We start from the raw sequence: 16,718 nt of genomic DNA on the forward strand, positions 1-16,718 counted from the left end.
GGCCAAACGACTTCTGGAGCACGGAAGATGAAAAATCCCACGTTATTGCAGTTTTTTCACTGGTATTACCCCGATGGCGGTCAACTGTGGCCCGAGCTTGCCGAACGCGCAGGCGGGCTCAATGACATCGGCATCAATATGGTATGGTTGCCCCCCGCTTATAAAGGCGCTTCTGGCGGTTATTCGGTGGGTTACGACTCTTATGATCTGTTTGATCTGGGTGAGTTTGACCAAAAGGGAACCGTCGCCACCAAATACGGCGATAAGAATCAACTGCTGGCAGCGATAGACGCGCTGAAACACAATGATATTGCCGTCCTGCTGGACGTAGTGGTTAACCACAAAATGGGCGCGGATGAGAAAGAGAATATCCGCGTCCAACGGGTTAACGCCGACGATCGCACACAAATAGACGATGAGATCGTTGAATGCGAAGGCTGGACGCGCTACACCTTCCCTGCCCGCGCAGGCCAGTACTCGCAATTCATTTGGGACTTTAAATGCTTCAGCGGCATTGACCATATCGAGAACCCAACCGAAGACGGTATTTTTAAAATCGTTAACGATTACACCGGCGAAGGCTGGAACGATCAGGTTGATGATGAATTGGGTAACTTTGATTACCTGATGGGCGAAAACATCGATTTCCGTAATCACGCCGTGACCGAGGAGATCAAATATTGGGCACGCTGGGTAATGGAACAAACCCAGTGCGACGGCTTTCGCTTAGATGCCGTGAAACACATCCCGGCATGGTTTTATAAAGAGTGGATTGAGCACGTGCAGGAGGTGGCACCCAAGCCGCTGTTTATCGTCGCCGAATACTGGTCCCACGAAGTCGATAAGCTACAAACCTACATCAATCAGGTGGAGGGAAAAACCATGCTGTTCGACGCCCCTTTGCAGATGAAATTCCACGAAGCCTCCCGTCAGGGTCGCGATTACGACATGAGTCAGATTTTCACCGACACCCTGGTGGAAGCCGATCCGTTTCATGCCGTCACGCTGGTTGCCAACCACGACACCCAACCCTTGCAGGCGCTGGAAGCCCCCGTCGAGCCGTGGTTTAAGCCACTGGCTTATGCGCTGATCCTGTTGCGCGAAAACGGCGTGCCATCAGTCTTCTATCCTGACCTCTACGGCGCACATTACGAAGACACCGGCGGCGATGGCGAAACCTATCCTATCGATATGCCGATCATTGAACAGCTTGATGAACTGATCCTCGCGCGCCAGCGCTTCGCGCATGGGGTACAGACGCTCTTTTTCGATCATCCTAACTGTATCGCTTTTAGTCGCAGCGGAACGGACGACGATCCAGGCTGTGTGGTTGTTATGTCTAACGGCGATGACGGAGAAAAGACCATCAATCTCGGCGCGAATTACGGCAATAAAACCTGGCGTGATTATCTGGGTAATCGCGAGGAAAGCGTGGTTACCGATGATAACGGCGAAGTAACATTTTATTGTAACGGCGGGAGCGTCAGCGTGTGGGTCATTGAAGAAGTGATTTAAAACTCAACCCCGGTGGCCATGGGCTACCGGGGCGTACGGCTTATGGCAGTGGCGTAGCCAGCGGCGTTTTCTTTAACGCGTCAGCGCACTCCTGCGTTGGGCGATCGACCCGTTGCAGCGTCATACCGTCATATTCCAGCGTATTGCCTTCACGCTCAATCTCATACAGCTCGCGTTTCACCGTCACGTTGGTGAGATCGCCAGAGAGCATCGTTAGCTTGCCCGGCAGCGCGATCACTCGCTGCCACTGGCGACAGTCCAGCGTATCGCCCTCTTTTGTTACCACCAGACTGGCGATCGCTTCCGGACTCACCAGGCTGCGTTGCGGACCTTTTGACTGCCAGTACCCTTCCAGACCCGCTGGCGCTGGCGTCTTCACCACGTCGTTATAATTTTCTACTTCGGCGCATCCGGTTAGCGCCAGAAATACACCAACGATTGCTAATTTTTTCATCATTCATCCTGCATGCGAAGAAAATGGGATTGTGGCATTAAAGGCCTGATGTCGCCAGCCTTTCAGCGGTGTTGATAAAGATTGATCCAGGCGGTATTACCTCTTATTACTCATAGTCAAAAATTCTGATCGGTGTAGTATCCACACTTCTTGTTACATACCTTCTGAGTTCAGAGGCAAAACGCATGTCATGGCAACACTTCAAACAGGCCTGGTTAATTAAATTTTGGGCCCCCGCCCCTGCGGTCATCGCAGCGGGTATTCTCTCCACTTATTATTTCGGCATTACGGGAACCTTCTGGGCCGTTACCGGTGAATTCACTCGCTGGGGTGGTCAAATCCTGCAGTTGTTTGGCGTTCACGCCGAAGAGTGGGGATATTACAAGCTGATTCATCTCGAAGGTTCTCCCCTGACCCGCATTGACGGCATGATGATCCTCGGTATGTTCGGGGGCTGTTTTGCCGCCGCGCTGTGGGCCAACAACGTCAAATTGCGCATGCCACGCAGCCGGGTGCGCATTATGCAGGCCGTTGTCGGCGGGATGATCGCCGGATTCGGCGCCCGGCTGGCGATGGGCTGCAACCTGGCCGCATTCTTCACCGGCATTCCGCAGTTCTCGCTACACGCCTGGTTTTTCGCGCTGGCAACGGCAATTGGCTCTTGGTTTGGCGCACGCTTTACCCTGCTGCCGATGTTTCGTATTCCGGTCAAAATGCAGAAAGTTTCCGCCGCTTCTCCGCTAACCCAAAAACCGGAGCAGGCCCGTCGCCGTTTCCGCCTCGGCATGCTGGTGTTTATCGGCATGATCGGCTGGGCATTACTGACTGCGATGGATAAACCCAAGCTCGGTCTGGCGATGCTATTTGGCGTTGGGTTCGGTCTGCTGATTGAACGGGCGCAAATCTGCTTCACCTCCGCCTTCCGCGACCTGTGGATTTCCGGTCGCACTCATATGGCAAAAGCGATCATCTTCGGGATGGCGGTCAGCGCCATCGGTATCTTTAGCTACGTGCAACTGGGCGTCGAGCCTAAAATCATGTGGGCGGGTCCAAATGCAGTGATCGGCGGCTTGCTGTTCGGCTTCGGTATTGTGCTGGCGGGCGGGTGTGAAACCGGCTGGATGTACCGCGCCGTTGAAGGTCAGGTACATTACTGGTGGGTTGGTCTGGGCAACGTTATTGGCTCGACCATTCTGGCTTACTACTGGGATGATTTTGCTCCCGCGCTTGCCACCAACTGGGACAAAGTGAATCTGCTCAACACCTTCGGTCCGCTCGGCGGTCTGCTGGTAACCTATCTGCTGTTGTTTGCCGCGCTGATGCTGATTATCGGCTGGGAAAAACGCTTCTTCCGTCGCGCAGGGCTGACGCCTGCCAAGGAGTCTGTATGAAAAACATCGTGCCTGATTATCGCCTCGATATGGTCGGCGAGCCGTGTCCGTACCCGGCTGTTGCCACGCTGGAAGCGATGCCGCAATTGAAGAAAGGTGAAATTCTGGAAGTGGTAAGCGATTGCCCGCAGTCAATCAACAATATTCCACTGGATGCGCGCAATCACGGCTATACGGTGCTGGATATTCAGCAGGATGGCCCAACGATTCGCTATTTGATTCAGAAGTAACTGGTTGCCGGATGGCCGCTGCGCTTATCCGGCAAACAATCTCTGCACGTTAAACCTACACCTGCATCGACATCACTTCCTGATACGCCGACACCAGTTTGTTACGCACCTGAATCCCCATTTGCATTGAAACTGACGCTTTTTGCATATCGGTCATCACATCATTCAGCGCAATACCCGGTTCACCGAGGGTAAATTTCTCAGCCTGCACACGGGACGCGGTTTGCACATCGCTGATCCTGTCTAACGCCGCATGCAGTTGACCGGCAAAGCTGACGGTCGGTTGTGGCTGCATATCCTGCATTTTTGCTGACATCGCCGTAGCCTGTAGCTGGCTGATAACCCCTTCAATCCCCTGTATTGCCGACATTCTGATCCCCTGGATGATTTTTTACGTAGTTGAGATTACCAGTTAGTCAATAAGATAAAGGCGTTAAATAACGATAAAAAACCACGGTTTTTAACGCATAGAAAAATTCGAAACCGCAAATAATGAGACCGTCAATTTTTCGAGTTTGCTGACCCGGGAGTGAGTCTTGTTCCACTTTGCAAAAAACGCCGTCCACGATAAGCCACGAGGTGCGAGATGAGTGCGACAGCATCGACTGCAACCCAGCTTAAACCTCTCGAGTGGTTAAATCGCCTGCGCGCGAATCCCAGAATTCCTCTGATTGTGGCGGGAGCCGCTGCCGTCGCTATCATCGTGGCGATGGTTCTGTGGGCCAAAGCGCCTGACTACCGTACGCTGTTCAGCAATCTTTCCGATCAGGACGGTGGCGCAATTGTTACCCAACTGACGCAGATGAACGTTCCCTATCGTTTCACTGAGGGAAGCGGCGCGATTGAAGTTCCTGCCGACAAAGTCCATGAACTGCGTTTACGTCTGGCGCAGCAAGGCCTGCCCAAAGGCGGCGCGGTGGGTTTTGAGCTGCTGGATCAGGAAAAGTTTGGTATCAGCCAGTTTAGCGAGCAGGTCAACTACCAGCGCGCACTGGAAGGTGAATTAGCCCGTACCATCGAAACACTGGGACCGGTAAAACGCGCCCGCGTGCATCTGGCAATGCCAAAACCGTCGCTGTTTGTACGTGAGCAAAAAGCGCCTTCTGCCTCCGTCACCGTCAATCTCGAGCCGGGTCGTGCACTGGATGAAGGTCAGATCAGTGCGGTCACGCATCTGGTATCCAGCGCTGTTGCAGGGTTACCGCCCGGCAACGTTACGCTGGTCGACCAGGCGGGGCATTTATTAACCCAGTCGAACACCAGCAGCCGCGACCTTAACGATGCGCAGCTGAAATACGCCAGCGACGTCGAGGGCCGCGTTCAGCGTCGTATCGAATCGATTCTGTCGCCAATTGTCGGCAACGGTAATGTTCATGCGCAAGTCACCGCGCAGCTTGATTTTGCCAATAAAGAGCAAACCGAAGAACAGTACCGTCCAAACGGTGATGAGTCTCAGGCCGTGCTGCGTTCTCGTCAGTTGAACGTCAGTGAGCAGATCGGTAGTGGAGCACCAGGCGGCGTGCCGGGCGCATTGTCTAATCAGCCAGCACCCGCCAATACTGCGCCAATCGCCAACCCACCGGCGAATCAGCAAAACGCGCAAAATACGCAAAACGCGCAAGCGACGAATAACAGTAATAATGCGGGCCCGCGCAGTACTCAGCGCAATGAAACCAGCAACTATGAAGTCGACCGTACTATTCGCCACACCAAAATGAACGTTGGCGATGTGCAGCGTCTCTCGGTGGCAGTAGTCGTCAACTATAAAACCTTGCCAGACGGCAAACCGCTGCCGTTGACCGCCGAGCAGATGAAGCAGATTGAGGATCTGACACGCGAGGCGATGGGTTTCTCCGACAAGCGTGGTGACACCCTGAACGTGGTGAACTCTCCCTTCACGGCGACTGATGACTCAGCTGGCGAACTTCCGTTCTGGAAACAGCAGTCCTTTATCGACCAGTTAATGTCCGCTGGCCGTTGGTTGCTGGTTCTGTTGGTGGCCTGGATCCTGTGGCGTAAGGCTGTTCGCCCACAGTTGGTCCGTCGCAGCGAAGAAGCGAAAGCGATACAAGAACAAACACGTATCCGTCAGGAAACCGAAGAAGCGGTAGAAGTTCGCCTCAGCAAAGACGAGCAGACCCAGCAACGTCGTACGAACCAGCGTCTGGGCGCAGAAGTCATGAGCCAACGTATTCGTGAAATGTCAGATAACGATCCGCGCGTCGTGGCGCTGGTCATTCGCCAGTGGATGAGTAACGATCATGAGTAATGCCCTTACCGGTACCGACAAAAGCGTCATTCTGTTGATGACCATTGGCGAAGATCGCGCGGCGGAGGTGTTTAAGCACCTCTCCACGCGCGAAGTTCAGGCGCTCAGTACAGCGATGGCGAACGTACGCCAGATCTCCAACAAGCAGTTGACGGAAGTACTGGCCGAGTTTGAACAAGAAGCCGAGCAGTTTGCCGCGCTCAATATCAACGCTAACGAATATCTGCGCTCCGTACTGGTGAAAGCGTTGGGCGAAGAACGCGCCTCCAGCCTGCTGGAAGACATTCTGGAAACCCGCGATACCACCAGCGGTATTGAAACGCTCAACTTTATGGAGCCGCAAAGCGCCGCCGACCTTATCCGCGACGAGCATCCGCAGATTATCGCCACCATTCTGGTACACCTCAAGCGGGGCCAGGCGGCTGATATTCTGGCGCTGTTCGACGAACGTTTACGTCACGACGTGATGCTGCGTATCGCTACTTTCGGCGGCGTCCAGCCTGCCGCGCTGGCAGAACTGACCGAGGTACTAAACGGCCTGCTCGATGGCCAGAATCTCAAACGCAGCAAAATGGGCGGCGTGAGAACGGCGGCAGAAATTATCAACCTGATGAAAACTCAGCAAGAAGAAGCGGTTATTACCGCCGTACGCGAATTCGACGGCGAACTGGCGCAGAAAATTATCGACGAGATGTTCCTGTTCGAGAACCTGGTGGACGTCGACGATCGCAGTATTCAGCGCCTGCTGCAGGAAGTGGATTCCGAATCACTGCTGATTGCTCTGAAAGGTGCCGAACAGCCGCTACGCGAGAAGTTCCTGCGCAACATGTCGCAACGTGCTGCCGATATTCTGCGCGACGATCTCGCCAACCGCGGTCCGGTGCGTTTGTCGCAGGTGGAAAACGAACAGAAAGCAATCCTGCTTATTGTGCGTCGTCTGGCAGAAACCGGCGAGATGGTGATAGGCAGCGGCGAGGATACCTATGTCTAACGAATTGCCGTGGAAAGTCTGGACCCCGGACGACCTCGCCCCACCGATGGCGGAGTTCGTACTGGCCGACCACAGCGAAACGCCGCTGTCAGAAGAGACAGAAGAGCCAGAGCTTTCCCCTGAGCAACAGCTTGAACAGCAGCTCGCACAGTTGCAAATGCAAGCCCATGAGCAAGGTTATAACGCGGGTTTGGCAGAAGGTCGCCAAAAGGGTCACGAACAAGGTTATCAGGAGGGGCTGAGTCAGGGGCTGGAACAAGGCCAGGCCCAGGCACGCGCGCAGCATGCCCCCATCCATGCCCGCATGCAGCAGTTGGTGAGCGAGTTTCAGAATACCCTGGATGCGCTGGACAGCGTCATTGCCTCACGCCTGATGCAAATGGCGCTGGAAGCGGCGCGTCAGGTTATTGGTCAGACGCCAATCGTGGACAACACTGCGCTGATTAAGCAAATCCAACAGCTGTTGCAACAGGAACCGCTGTTTAGCGGTAAGCCGCAGCTACGCGTACATCCCGACGATCTCCAGCGTGTGGAAGAAATGCTCGGTGCCACACTCAGTCTGCACGGCTGGCGACTTCGCGGCGACCCGACGCTGCATCACGGCGGCTGTAAAGTCTCCGCCGACGAGGGCGACCTGGATGCCAGCGTCGCCACGCGCTGGCAAGAACTCTGCCGTCTGGCAGCGCCAGGAGTCGTGTAATGACCACACGCCTGACTCGCTGGCTCAATACGCTGGACAACTTCGAAGAGAAAATGTCGCTGCTGCCTGCGGTACGCCGTTATGGTCGCCTGACTCGTGCCACCGGGCTGGTACTGGAAGCCACAGGTCTACAGTTGCCGCTGGGCGCCACCTGCGTCATTGAACGTCAGGACGGCAACGAAACACAGGAAGTCGAAAGTGAAGTCGTGGGCTTTAACGGCCAACGTCTGTTTCTGATGCCGCTCGAAGAGGTCGAAGGCGTTCTGCCTGGCGCACGCGTGTATGCAAAGAACATTGCCGGAGAAGGTCTGCAAAGCGGGAAGCAATTACCGCTTGGCCCTGCTCTGCTCGGGCGTGTGCTTGACGGCAGCGGAAAACCACTCGACGGCCTGCCCGCCCCGGACACCACCGAAACGGGGGCATTGATTACACCGCCGTTTAACCCCCTGCAACGCACCGCGATTGAACACGTTCTGGATACTGGCGTACGCCCTATCAACGCATTGTTAACCGTCGGACGCGGTCAACGTATGGGTCTTTTCGCAGGTTCCGGCGTCGGTAAAAGCGTCCTGCTCGGCATGATGGCGCGCTATACCCAGGCCGATGTTATCGTCGTCGGTCTGATTGGCGAGCGCGGTCGCGAAGTTAAAGATTTTATTGAAAATATTCTCGGCGCTGACGGTCGCGCACGCTCGGTGGTGATTGCCGCTCCGGCAGACGTTTCGCCGCTGTTACGTATGCAAGGCGCGGCTTATGCCACGCGTATCGCCGAAGATTTTCGCGATCGCGGACAGCACGTATTGCTGATTATGGATTCCCTCACCCGTTATGCGATGGCGCAACGTGAGATCGCGTTGGCGATCGGCGAACCACCGGCAACGAAAGGTTATCCACCCTCGGTATTCGCTAAATTACCGGCGCTGGTCGAACGTGCCGGGAACGGCATTCACGGCGGCGGCTCAGTCACCGCATTTTATACGGTACTGACTGAAGGCGACGACCAGCAGGATCCGATTGCCGATTCCGCGCGCGCGATTCTGGACGGCCACATCGTCTTGTCCCGTCATCTGGCTGAGGCGGGCCACTATCCGGCTATTGATATTGAGGCTTCTATTAGTCGCGCAATGACCGCGCTCATTAGTGAACAACACTATGCGCGGGTGCGTAACTTTAAACAGCTGTTATCCAGCTTCCAACGCAACCGCGATCTGGTCAGCGTGGGCGCGTATGCCAAAGGCAGCGATCCGATGTTGGATAAAGCCATCGCCTTATGGCCACAACTGGAAGCATTCTTACAGCAAGGTATTTTTGAAAGAGCTGACTGGGAAGATTCTCTGCAGGCTTTAGAACTGATTTTCCCTGGTGTGTGATTAAGCAGGAGAGCATAGGTCATGGCACAACATGGTGCATTAGCAACATTGAAAGACCTGGCTGAAAAAGAGGTAGATGACGCCGCTGTCTTATTGGGAGAGATGCGTCGTGGCTGTCAGCAGGCGGAAGAGCAGTTGAAAATGCTGATCGATTATCAGCATGAGTATCGCAACAATCTGAACAGCGACATGGGCCAGGGTATTACCAGCAATCGCTGGATCAATTACCAACAATTTATTCAGACGCTGGAAAAAGCGATTGAGCAACATCGCCAACAGCTCAATCAATGGACGCAGAAAGTAGACCAGGCATTGAACAGTTGGCGCGACAAAAAACAACGTTTACAGGCGTGGCAGACACTGCAGGACAGACAAACTTCTGCGGCATTACTGGCCGAAAACCGCCTGGATCAGAAAAAGATGGATGAATTTGCTCAGCGCGCAGCTATGAGGAAACCCGAATGATTACTTTACCCCAACTGATTACTACCGACACCGATGTAGCCGCAGGTCTTCAGTCAGGCAAAGCGGTAGATTCACCCGAGGATTTTTTAGCGCTACTGGCTGGCGCATTAGGTGCGGGCGACGCACAAGGTAAAGCCGCCCCGCTGTCGCTGGCCGATTTACAGGCGGCAGGCAGCAAACTGCAAAAAGGGTTGTTGCAAAAAAATGGTGACCCAACACCGTCGCTCAAGTTAAGTGAACTGCTGGCGCAAAAAGAGATACATAGCGATGCATCCCTTGCCGACATGACTGACGCCCAGCAACTGTTGTCAGCCCTCACGCCATCGCTGAAAGCGAATGCTATGACAACATTGGGTAAAGTGAATCAGCAGGATGAAAAAAACACCTCGCTGAGCGATGACGATCTCGCCAACCTGAGCGCGCTGTTCGCTATGCTGCCAGGCCAACCGCTGACCACACCAGCCGTTGATAGCACGCCTGTACCTGTTGATGCGACGCTTTCAACGTTAACACGCGGCACGGCACATGGCGCTATCGCTGATAACGCGGGCGATTTGCTGCCCGGTGATGCCAAAAAAGGCAAAGCGAATAATGCGGCACCTGGTGGTAGCGTAGATCAGACCAACACTCCGACGCTAACCCCGCTGACGGCAGCGGCGGCGACCCGAGCAGAAATTGAAAGCTCCCCTTCACCGACCAGCATTGGCGTGACGGCGGCGCCGTTAAGCGGCCCGCAGCCCCATGCACAACCGTTACCTACAGCCGCACCGGTGCTTAGCGCGCCATTGGGAAGCCACGAATGGCAGCAAGCACTAAGTCAGCACGTTACGCTGTTCACGCGCCAGGGTCAGCAAAGCGCAGAACTGCGCTTGCATCCGCAGGACCTGGGCCAGGTGCATATTTCCCTCAAACTGGATGATAACCTCGCTCAGCTGCAAATGGTTTCGCCGCACAGTCACGTGCGCGCAGCGCTGGAAGCTGCGTTACCAATGCTGCGAACTCAACTGGCTGAAAGCGGGATCCAGCTTGGACAAAGCAATATCAGCAGCGAAAGTTTTGCTGGCAATCAGCAATCTTCCGGGCAGCAACAGCAGGCGGGTCGCGCCCAGGGACAAGATATTTTTGCCGCTGAAGATGACGCCGTACTGGCAACGCCTGCCTCACTGCAAGCCGCAGCACGTGGTGATGGAGCTGTAGACATCTTCGCCTAACGCCAGAGGTAGCATGATTATCCGCGTCTTTTCCACGCTTTGTCGTGGACAGGACACGGGATAATCAGCCCATAAGCTGTACCGAAACAGGAAGCCCGTATCTGATGACTGACTCCGCGATTAACAAAAAAAGTAAACGCGCTATTTGGATCCCTCTGCTGGTATTAATTACCCTCGCCGCCTGCGCAACTGCGGGGTATAGCTACTGGCGCATGCAGCAGCAGCCGTCCGCCAGCGTCAAAGCGGAACCGGCTCCACCGCCTGCCCCGGTGTTCTTCGCGCTGGACACTTTTACCGTCAATTTGGGTGATGCAGACCGAGTGTTGTATATCGGTATCACGTTGCGCATGAAAGACGAAGCAACGCGTTCACGTCTGAACGAATATCTGCCAGAAGTACGCAGCCGCTTGCTGCTGCTGTTCTCTCGTCAGAACGCAGCCACGCTTGCCACTGAAGAAGGTAAGCAACAGTTGATTGCCGCCATCAAAGAGACGCTCGCGACTCCGCTCGTTGTTGGACAACCCAAACAGGTTGTCACCGACGTTCTTTATACAGCTTTTATTCTGCGGTAAAGACATGGGCGACAGTATTCTTTCTCAGGCTGAAATCGACGCATTGCTTAACGGCGATAGCGAGACTAAAGACGAACCCATTTCCGGTATCGCAAAAGAAAGCGATATTCGTCCTTATGATCCCAACACCCAGCGCCGCGTGGTACGTGAGCGTTTACAGGCGCTGGAGATCATTAACGAACGCTTCGCGCGCCAGTTCCGTATGGGATTATTTAACCTGTTACGCCGTAGCCCGGATATTACCGTGGGTGCGATCCGTATCCAGCCCTACCACGAATTTGCGCGTAATTTACCCGTTCCGACCAACCTGAACTTAATCCACCTGAAGCCACTGCGCGGTACGGGTCTGGTGGTGTTCTCTCCGAGTCTGGTATTTATCGCTGTAGACAACCTGTTTGGCGGCGATGGCCGCTTCCCGACGAAAGTGGAAGGTCGTGAATTTACCCATACCGAACAGCGCGTCATCAACCGCATGTTGAAGCTGGCGTTGGAAGGCTACAGCGATGCCTGGAAGGCCATCAATCCGCTGGAAGTGGAATACGTTCGTTCGGAGATGCAGGTGAAATTTACCAATATCACCACCTCACCAAATGACATTGTGGTGAATACGCCATTCCACGTTGAGATTGGTAACCTGACCGGTGAATTTAACATCTGTCTGCCATTCAGCATGATTGAACCGTTGCGCGAGCTGCTGGTGAACCCACCGCTGGAAAACTCGCGAAATGAAGATCAGAACTGGCGCAATAATCTGGTGCGTCAGGTTCAGCATTCTGAGCTGGAGCTGGTGGCAAACTTTGCCGACATTCCGCTGCGGCTATCCCAGATTTTAAAACTAAAACCCGGCGATGTACTGCCGATTGAAAAACCCGACCGCATTATTGCTCATGTGGACGGCGTGCCTGTACTGACCAGCCAGTATGGCACTGTGAACGGTCAGTATGCGTTACGCGTAGAACATCTGATAAACCCGATTTTGAATTCGCTGAATGAGGAACAGCCCAAATGAGTGATATGAATAATCCGTCCGATGAGAACACTGGCGCATTGGACGATCTGTGGGCTGACGCATTAAACGAGCAAAAAACCACGCCTACCAAAAGTGCGGCTGATGCGGTATTCCAGCAGTTAGGTGGCGGCGACGTCAGCGGTGCCTTGCAGGACATCGACCTGATCATGGACATTCCGGTCAAACTAACCGTCGAATTAGGCCGTACCCGTATGACCATCAAAGAGCTGCTGCGCCTGACGCAGGGTTCGGTCGTCGCATTGGATGGTCTGGCTGGCGAACCATTGGATATTCTGATCAACGGCTATCTGATTGCTCAGGGTGAAGTGGTAGTCGTCGCAGATAAATACGGCGTACGTATCACCGACATTATTACCCCCTCTGAACGTATGCGCCGTCTGAGCCGTTAATCATGAATACCCAGGCGACAGTTTCTCAGCCGGCCGCCGTCCCCGGCTCACCGCTGGTGCAGGTCAGCGGTGCGCTGCTCGGGATTATCGTATTTATCCTGGCTGCGGCCTGGGCCATTAAACGTCTGGGATTTGCTCCCAAAAGCGCCGGTACGCGCGGACTGAAAGTTGCGGCGAGTACCTCACTGGGCCCGCGTGAGCGCGTGGTGATTGTTGAGGTTGAAGATGCACGGCTGGTGCTGGGCGTAACCGCCTCGCAAATTAACGTCCTGCACACCCTGCCCCCGGTCCTTGCCGATGCAGAAGAAAAAACGGCCTCCCCCGCGGATTTCCAGGCCATGATGAAAAGTTTGCTCAAGCGTCCCGGGAGACCCTGATGCGCCGTTTGTTATTCCTCACGCTGGCAGGCTTATGGCTTTTCAGCCCCGTTGCCCTCGCCGAGCTCCCAGGCCTGGTTAGCCAGCCGCTGCCAGGCGGCGGACAAAGCTGGTCTTTGCCAGTGCAAACGCTGGTGTTTATCACCTCGCTGACGTTCTTACCCGCCATTTTGCTGATGATGACCAGCTTCACTCGCATCATCATTGTTTTCGGCCTGCTACGAAATGCGCTTGGAACACCCTCTGCGCCGCCAAACCAGGTGCTACTCGGGCTGGCGCTATTTTTGACCTTTTTCATCATGTCGCCGGTAATCGACAAAATCTACGTCGATGCATATCAGCCCTTCAGCGAAGAGAAGATCTCCATGCAGGAAGCCATGGAGAAAGGCGCGCAACCGCTGCGTGAGTTTATGCTGCGCCAAACCCGTGAAGCAGACCTGGCGCTGTTCGCCCGTCTGGCAAACAGCGGTCCACTACAGGGACCAGAAGCCGTACCGATGCGGATTTTGCTTCCGGCCTATGTCACCAGCGAGCTGAAAACGGCATTCCAGATAGGCTTTACCATTTTTATTCCGTTTCTGATTATCGACCTGGTTATCGCCAGCGTGCTGATGGCGCTCGGGATGATGATGGTTCCACCCGCCACGATCGCGCTGCCGTTCAAGCTAATGTTGTTTGTACTGGTGGACGGCTGGCAGCTGCTTGTCGGCTCGCTGGCACAAAGCTTTTACAGTTAGAGGCGCGAAATGACTCCTGAATCGGTCATGATGATGGGCACAGAGGCGATGAAAGTCGCCCTGGCCCTTGCCGCACCTTTACTGTTGGTCGCCCTCGTCACGGGTCTAATCATTAGTATTCTGCAGGCTGCGACCCAGATTAACGAAATGACGCTGTCCTTCATTCCCAAAATTGTCGCGGTTTTTATTGCCATCATCGTTGCCGGCCCGTGGATGCTTAACCTGCTGCTCGACTACGTGCGTACGCTGTTCAGCAATATCCCTTATATCATCGGGTAGATGACATTATGTTGCAGGTGACCAGCGTTGAGTGGCTCCACTGGCTGAATCTTTACTTCTGGCCTTTGCTGCGCATCCTGGCACTCATCTCGACGGCTCCTATTCTCAGCGAGCGCGCCATCCCCAAACGGGTAAAACTGGGGCTGGGATTGATGATAACCGTCGTTATCGCCCCGTCGATTCCCCCGGTAGATGTCCCTATCTTTTCTGTTGAAGCGTTATGGCAAGCAATGCAACAGATCCTCATCGGTATCGCCTTAGGCTTTACCATGCAGTTTGCGTTTGCTGCAGTGCGCACCGCCGGGGAATTAATTGGTCTGCAAATGGGCCTCTCATTTGCAACATTCTTCGACCCTGGTAGCCGTCTGAATATGCCGGTCCTGGCGCGACTGATCGATATGCTCGCGATGCTGTTGTTCCTGACCTTTAACGGCCATTTGTGGCTGATTTCGCTGTTGGTCGATACCTTTCATACGTTGCCCATCGGCGGTAATCCGGTGAACAGTAATGCCTTTCTCGCGCTGGCGCGTGCGGGTAGCCTGATTTTCCTCAACGGACTCATGTTGGCACTGCCGATAATGACGCTGCTACTCACACTCAACCTTGCACTCGGCTTGTTGAATCGCATGGCGCCGCAGCTGTCGATTTTCGTCATCGGTTTTCCACTCACCCTTGCCGTGGGTATTTCATTAATGGCGGCCCTGATGCCATTAATTGCGCCGTTCTGCGAGCGATTATTCAGCGAGATTTTTAATTTGTTGGCTGATATTGTCAGCGAAATGCCCGGGAAATAATAACCCTTAATTTTTATCCTGCTTTACTAAGGATTATCCTAAATTTAAAAAGCAACAACATCCACCAGGATATACCTGTCGCGGCTTATTTGTTTTTGTCTCACTCACATAAAGCAACATTTACTTTACTTTAAGATGTTTCCTGGCAAATTATACGCAACTTTACGGGATAGTAATTTCGCCTGAAAAACAGCGAAAGCGTCATCTTAGGTCGTTATTATTCCGTTTAGTTGTGATGAAATAATCAGGTAAGGGGAATTATCGTTACGCATTGAGTGAGGGTATGCCATGTCAACGATTATTATGGATTTATGCAGTTACACCCGGCTAGGGTTGACCGGATATCTGGTGAGTCGGGGGGTGAAAAAAAGGGAAATCAACAACATTTCCAGCGTTGATGAGCTCAGTCTCGCCTGTGTCTCTCAGCAACCCGCTGTGGTGTTTATTAATGAGGACTGCTTTATCCACGATCCTGCTAACAGCCAGCAAATAAAGCAAATCATTAATCAGCATCCCGGCACATTATTTATTGTGTTTATGGCAATTGCCAATGTGCATTTTGATGAATATTTATTAGTAAGAAAAAACTTATTGATCAGTTCTAAGTCGATTAAACCAGATTCACTGGATGAACTCCTTGGCGATATTCTGAAAAAGGAAGTGGATATTGTCATTGATGTAAATCTGCCGACCTTGTCATTAAGCCGCACCGAATCCAGTATGCTACGCATGTGGATGGAGGGCCAGGGAACAATACAGATATCAGATCAAATGAATATCAAAGCCAAAACCGTGTCATCCCATAAGGGGAATATAAAACGAAAGATAAAGACGCATAATAAGCAAGTGATCTATCACGTTGTGAGACTCACAGATAACGTTACCAATGGTATCTTTGTGAATATGCGCTAAGACGTTCTGACTGGTGGCGACTCCACCAGTCAGAATCAAAAAGCTGAACTCACCTCACTCCACTTTTTCCACAAAGATACCATCCTGATGACCTGACTCATTAAAGAACCAGATACCGAGCGGGTAGTCTTCCAGCGAAACGAGGTACATGGTGCCTTCACTAAATTCTTCAATAGCCAGTACCACGCCCGGTCGACGAGGACCGCCGTCCGTTTTGACTGTAACCCGATCATTCACCTTCATCGTTTTCCTCCTGTGGCTTTGTGCCAGTGTAGAACAATTTCCTTTTTCTGGCAGCGCCCGGCTCGTGCGATTGCGGGTTTTATCGACGGTCTATACTTAAGTTGTGCGTATCTGATGTTGGGATACGCTCCCCCGGTATCCTTAACGGTTGAGAGGTATGAGGATGAAAACCGCGAAAGAGTACAGCGATACGGCCAAACGTGAAGTCAGCGTCGATGTGGACGCGCTGCTGAAGGCAATCAACGAAATCTGCGAGAGTGAGATTCATCGTAGTCAGGATGACCCGGAACGCGTCAGCGTCGATGGGCGTGATTACCATACATGGCATGAACTTGCCGACGCGTTCGAGCTTGATATCCATGATTTTAGCGTGTCGGAGATCAATCGCTGACTGAGGGCGAAAAAAATCCCGGCCCTTATCGGGTCGGGATCAAGCTTGCTTATGCAAGAAGCACTTGAAAATTCGTTACACCAGGAAATCTGATGTGAAACAAACCTTATCTGCAATTTTTTTGCCTGACAAGTAAATAATTCTCACCAAAATGATAAATATAACTAATGGTTGAGAGTTCACCAGGTTATCTTCAAGCCAGGTGTTCAGACATCCTGGCAGAGCGATCTTCGCTCACCCGACACCAGTTCATCTTCACGGAATGCTTCCCGTTTGACGCCAAAGCCGTCGTACCAGCGACATTCCACCATTCCGCTGGCATACCCGGTAACGATCATGCGTGGGCCCCCCTCTTTGGAGGTGACTTCCTCACTGACAGAAAAGACCATACCTGCCTC

The 16,718-nt window shown here is 53.3% G+C and carries 22 protein-coding genes; 18 read left to right on the plus strand and 4 right to left on the minus strand.

Annotated features, from left to right (window positions below; translation table 11 throughout):
* The first annotated feature begins 27 nt into the window (after positions 1 to 27).
* Positions 28 to 1,515 carry an alpha-amylase gene (gene amyA / locus ACU8YC_RS04200; RefSeq protein WP_286544568.1) on the plus strand — a complete coding sequence of 496 codons (1,488 nt, stop codon included), beginning with the start codon at positions 28 to 30 and terminating at the stop codon, positions 1,513 to 1,515.
* Between the two features lie 40 nt (positions 1,516 to 1,555).
* Here amyA and yedD read toward each other — a convergent pair whose 3' ends face one another.
* The gene (gene yedD, locus ACU8YC_RS04205) at positions 1,556 to 1,969 is read right to left on the minus strand and encodes a lipoprotein YedD (RefSeq protein ID WP_151218908.1); all 414 of its coding nucleotides are present in this window, start codon (positions 1,967 to 1,969) and stop codon (positions 1,556 to 1,558) included.
* Between the two features lie 164 nt (positions 1,970 to 2,133).
* Here yedD and yedE point away from each other — a divergent pair, with 164 nt between their 5' ends.
* Positions 2,134 to 3,360: a selenium metabolism membrane protein YedE/FdhT gene (gene yedE / locus ACU8YC_RS04210; RefSeq protein ID WP_373276874.1), complete on the plus strand. Its 1,227-nt coding sequence runs from the start codon at positions 2,134 to 2,136 to the stop codon at positions 3,358 to 3,360.
* The gene (yedF, locus tag ACU8YC_RS04215) at positions 3,357 to 3,590 is read left to right on the plus strand and encodes a sulfurtransferase-like selenium metabolism protein YedF (protein WP_000790504.1); all 234 of its coding nucleotides are present in this window, start codon (positions 3,357 to 3,359) and stop codon (positions 3,588 to 3,590) included. Before yedE ends, yedF begins: the two co-directional genes overlap by 4 nt.
* A 55-nt stretch (positions 3,591 to 3,645) precedes the next feature.
* Here yedF and fliE read toward each other — a convergent pair whose 3' ends face one another.
* Positions 3,646 to 3,960, minus strand: a complete 315-nt coding sequence (gene fliE / locus ACU8YC_RS04220; protein ID WP_071696982.1) for a flagellar hook-basal body complex protein FliE — start codon at positions 3,958 to 3,960, stop codon at positions 3,646 to 3,648.
* A gap of 216 nt (positions 3,961 to 4,176) precedes the next feature.
* On the opposite strand from fliE, the gene fliF reads away from it, so the two are divergent.
* The 14 genes from fliF (at position 4,177) to rcsA (ending at position 15,686) form a co-directional block, all read left to right on the plus strand.
* Positions 4,177 to 5,859 carry a flagellar basal-body MS-ring/collar protein FliF gene (gene fliF / locus ACU8YC_RS04225; protein WP_210904642.1) on the plus strand — a complete coding sequence of 561 codons (1,683 nt, stop codon included), beginning with the start codon at positions 4,177 to 4,179 and terminating at the stop codon, positions 5,857 to 5,859.
* Positions 5,852 to 6,850 carry a flagellar motor switch protein FliG gene (gene fliG, locus ACU8YC_RS04230; protein ID WP_003030443.1) on the plus strand — a complete coding sequence of 333 codons (999 nt, stop codon included), beginning with the start codon at positions 5,852 to 5,854 and terminating at the stop codon, positions 6,848 to 6,850. Before fliF ends, fliG begins: the two co-directional genes overlap by 8 nt.
* Positions 6,843 to 7,550 (plus strand): flagellar assembly protein FliH, encoded by a 708-nt coding sequence (gene fliH, locus ACU8YC_RS04235; RefSeq protein ID WP_446895027.1) that lies wholly within the window; start codon positions 6,843 to 6,845, stop codon positions 7,548 to 7,550. Before fliG ends, fliH begins: the two co-directional genes overlap by 8 nt.
* Positions 7,550 to 8,920, plus strand: a complete 1,371-nt coding sequence (gene fliI / locus ACU8YC_RS04240) for a flagellar protein export ATPase FliI (RefSeq protein WP_047410431.1) — start codon at positions 7,550 to 7,552, stop codon at positions 8,918 to 8,920. Before fliH ends, fliI begins: the two co-directional genes overlap by 1 nt.
* Before the next feature lie 21 nt (positions 8,921 to 8,941).
* Entirely contained in the window at positions 8,942 to 9,385 is a 444-nt protein-coding gene (gene fliJ / locus ACU8YC_RS04245; protein WP_016153491.1) for a flagellar export protein FliJ, read from the plus strand.
* Positions 9,382 to 10,596: a flagellar hook length control protein FliK gene (gene fliK, locus ACU8YC_RS04250; protein WP_187258799.1), complete on the plus strand. Its 1,215-nt coding sequence runs from the start codon at positions 9,382 to 9,384 to the stop codon at positions 10,594 to 10,596. Before fliJ ends, fliK begins: the two co-directional genes overlap by 4 nt.
* A 104-nt stretch (positions 10,597 to 10,700) precedes the next feature.
* Positions 10,701 to 11,168, plus strand: a complete 468-nt coding sequence (fliL, locus tag ACU8YC_RS04255) for a flagellar basal body-associated protein FliL (RefSeq protein ID WP_016153493.1) — start codon at positions 10,701 to 10,703, stop codon at positions 11,166 to 11,168.
* A 4-nt stretch (positions 11,169 to 11,172) separates the two neighbouring features.
* The gene (fliM, locus tag ACU8YC_RS04260; RefSeq protein ID WP_048218013.1) at positions 11,173 to 12,177 is read left to right on the plus strand and encodes a flagellar motor switch protein FliM; all 1,005 of its coding nucleotides are present in this window, start codon (positions 11,173 to 11,175) and stop codon (positions 12,175 to 12,177) included.
* Entirely contained in the window at positions 12,174 to 12,587 is a 414-nt protein-coding gene (fliN, locus tag ACU8YC_RS04265; RefSeq protein ID WP_003030433.1) for a flagellar motor switch protein FliN, read from the plus strand. The genes fliM and fliN overlap by 4 nt, the downstream gene beginning before the upstream one ends.
* Complete coding sequence (fliO, locus tag ACU8YC_RS04270) at positions 12,587 to 12,964, plus strand: flagellar biosynthetic protein FliO (protein ID WP_414438111.1); 378 nt, start codon at positions 12,587 to 12,589, stop codon at positions 12,962 to 12,964. Before fliN ends, fliO begins: the two co-directional genes overlap by 1 nt.
* Entirely contained in the window at positions 12,964 to 13,701 is a 738-nt protein-coding gene (fliP, locus tag ACU8YC_RS04275; protein ID WP_151218914.1) for a flagellar type III secretion system pore protein FliP, read from the plus strand. The genes fliO and fliP overlap by 1 nt, the downstream gene beginning before the upstream one ends.
* A gap of 9 nt (positions 13,702 to 13,710) precedes the next feature.
* The gene (gene fliQ / locus ACU8YC_RS04280; RefSeq protein WP_003030425.1) at positions 13,711 to 13,980 is read left to right on the plus strand and encodes a flagellar biosynthesis protein FliQ; all 270 of its coding nucleotides are present in this window, start codon (positions 13,711 to 13,713) and stop codon (positions 13,978 to 13,980) included.
* Between the two features lie 8 nt (positions 13,981 to 13,988).
* Positions 13,989 to 14,774 (plus strand): flagellar biosynthetic protein FliR, encoded by a 786-nt coding sequence (gene fliR / locus ACU8YC_RS04285; protein WP_151218915.1) that lies wholly within the window; start codon positions 13,989 to 13,991, stop codon positions 14,772 to 14,774.
* 288 nt (positions 14,775 to 15,062) lie between these two features.
* Positions 15,063 to 15,686, plus strand: coding sequence for a transcriptional regulator RcsA (rcsA, locus tag ACU8YC_RS04290; protein WP_103771252.1), 624 nt, complete (start codon positions 15,063 to 15,065; stop codon positions 15,684 to 15,686).
* A 54-nt stretch (positions 15,687 to 15,740) separates the two neighbouring features.
* Here the strand turns inward: rcsA and dsrB are convergent, their stop codons facing one another.
* Entirely contained in the window at positions 15,741 to 15,929 is a 189-nt protein-coding gene (dsrB, locus tag ACU8YC_RS04295) for a protein DsrB (RefSeq protein WP_003030419.1), read from the minus strand.
* A 163-nt stretch (positions 15,930 to 16,092) separates the two neighbouring features.
* Here dsrB and yodD point away from each other — a divergent pair, with 163 nt between their 5' ends.
* Positions 16,093 to 16,320 (plus strand): YodD family peroxide/acid resistance protein, encoded by a 228-nt coding sequence (yodD, locus tag ACU8YC_RS04300; RefSeq protein ID WP_003030417.1) that lies wholly within the window; start codon positions 16,093 to 16,095, stop codon positions 16,318 to 16,320.
* Between the two features lie 206 nt (positions 16,321 to 16,526).
* Here the strand turns inward: yodD and ACU8YC_RS04305 are convergent, their stop codons facing one another.
* A complete protein-coding gene (locus ACU8YC_RS04305; protein ID WP_414438034.1) occupies positions 16,527 to 16,709 on the minus strand; it encodes a YodC family protein in 183 nt (60 codons plus the stop codon).
* Positions 16,710 to 16,718: the final 9 nt, after the last annotated feature.

It is taken from the genome of Citrobacter sp. VF227, assembly GCF_052950715.1.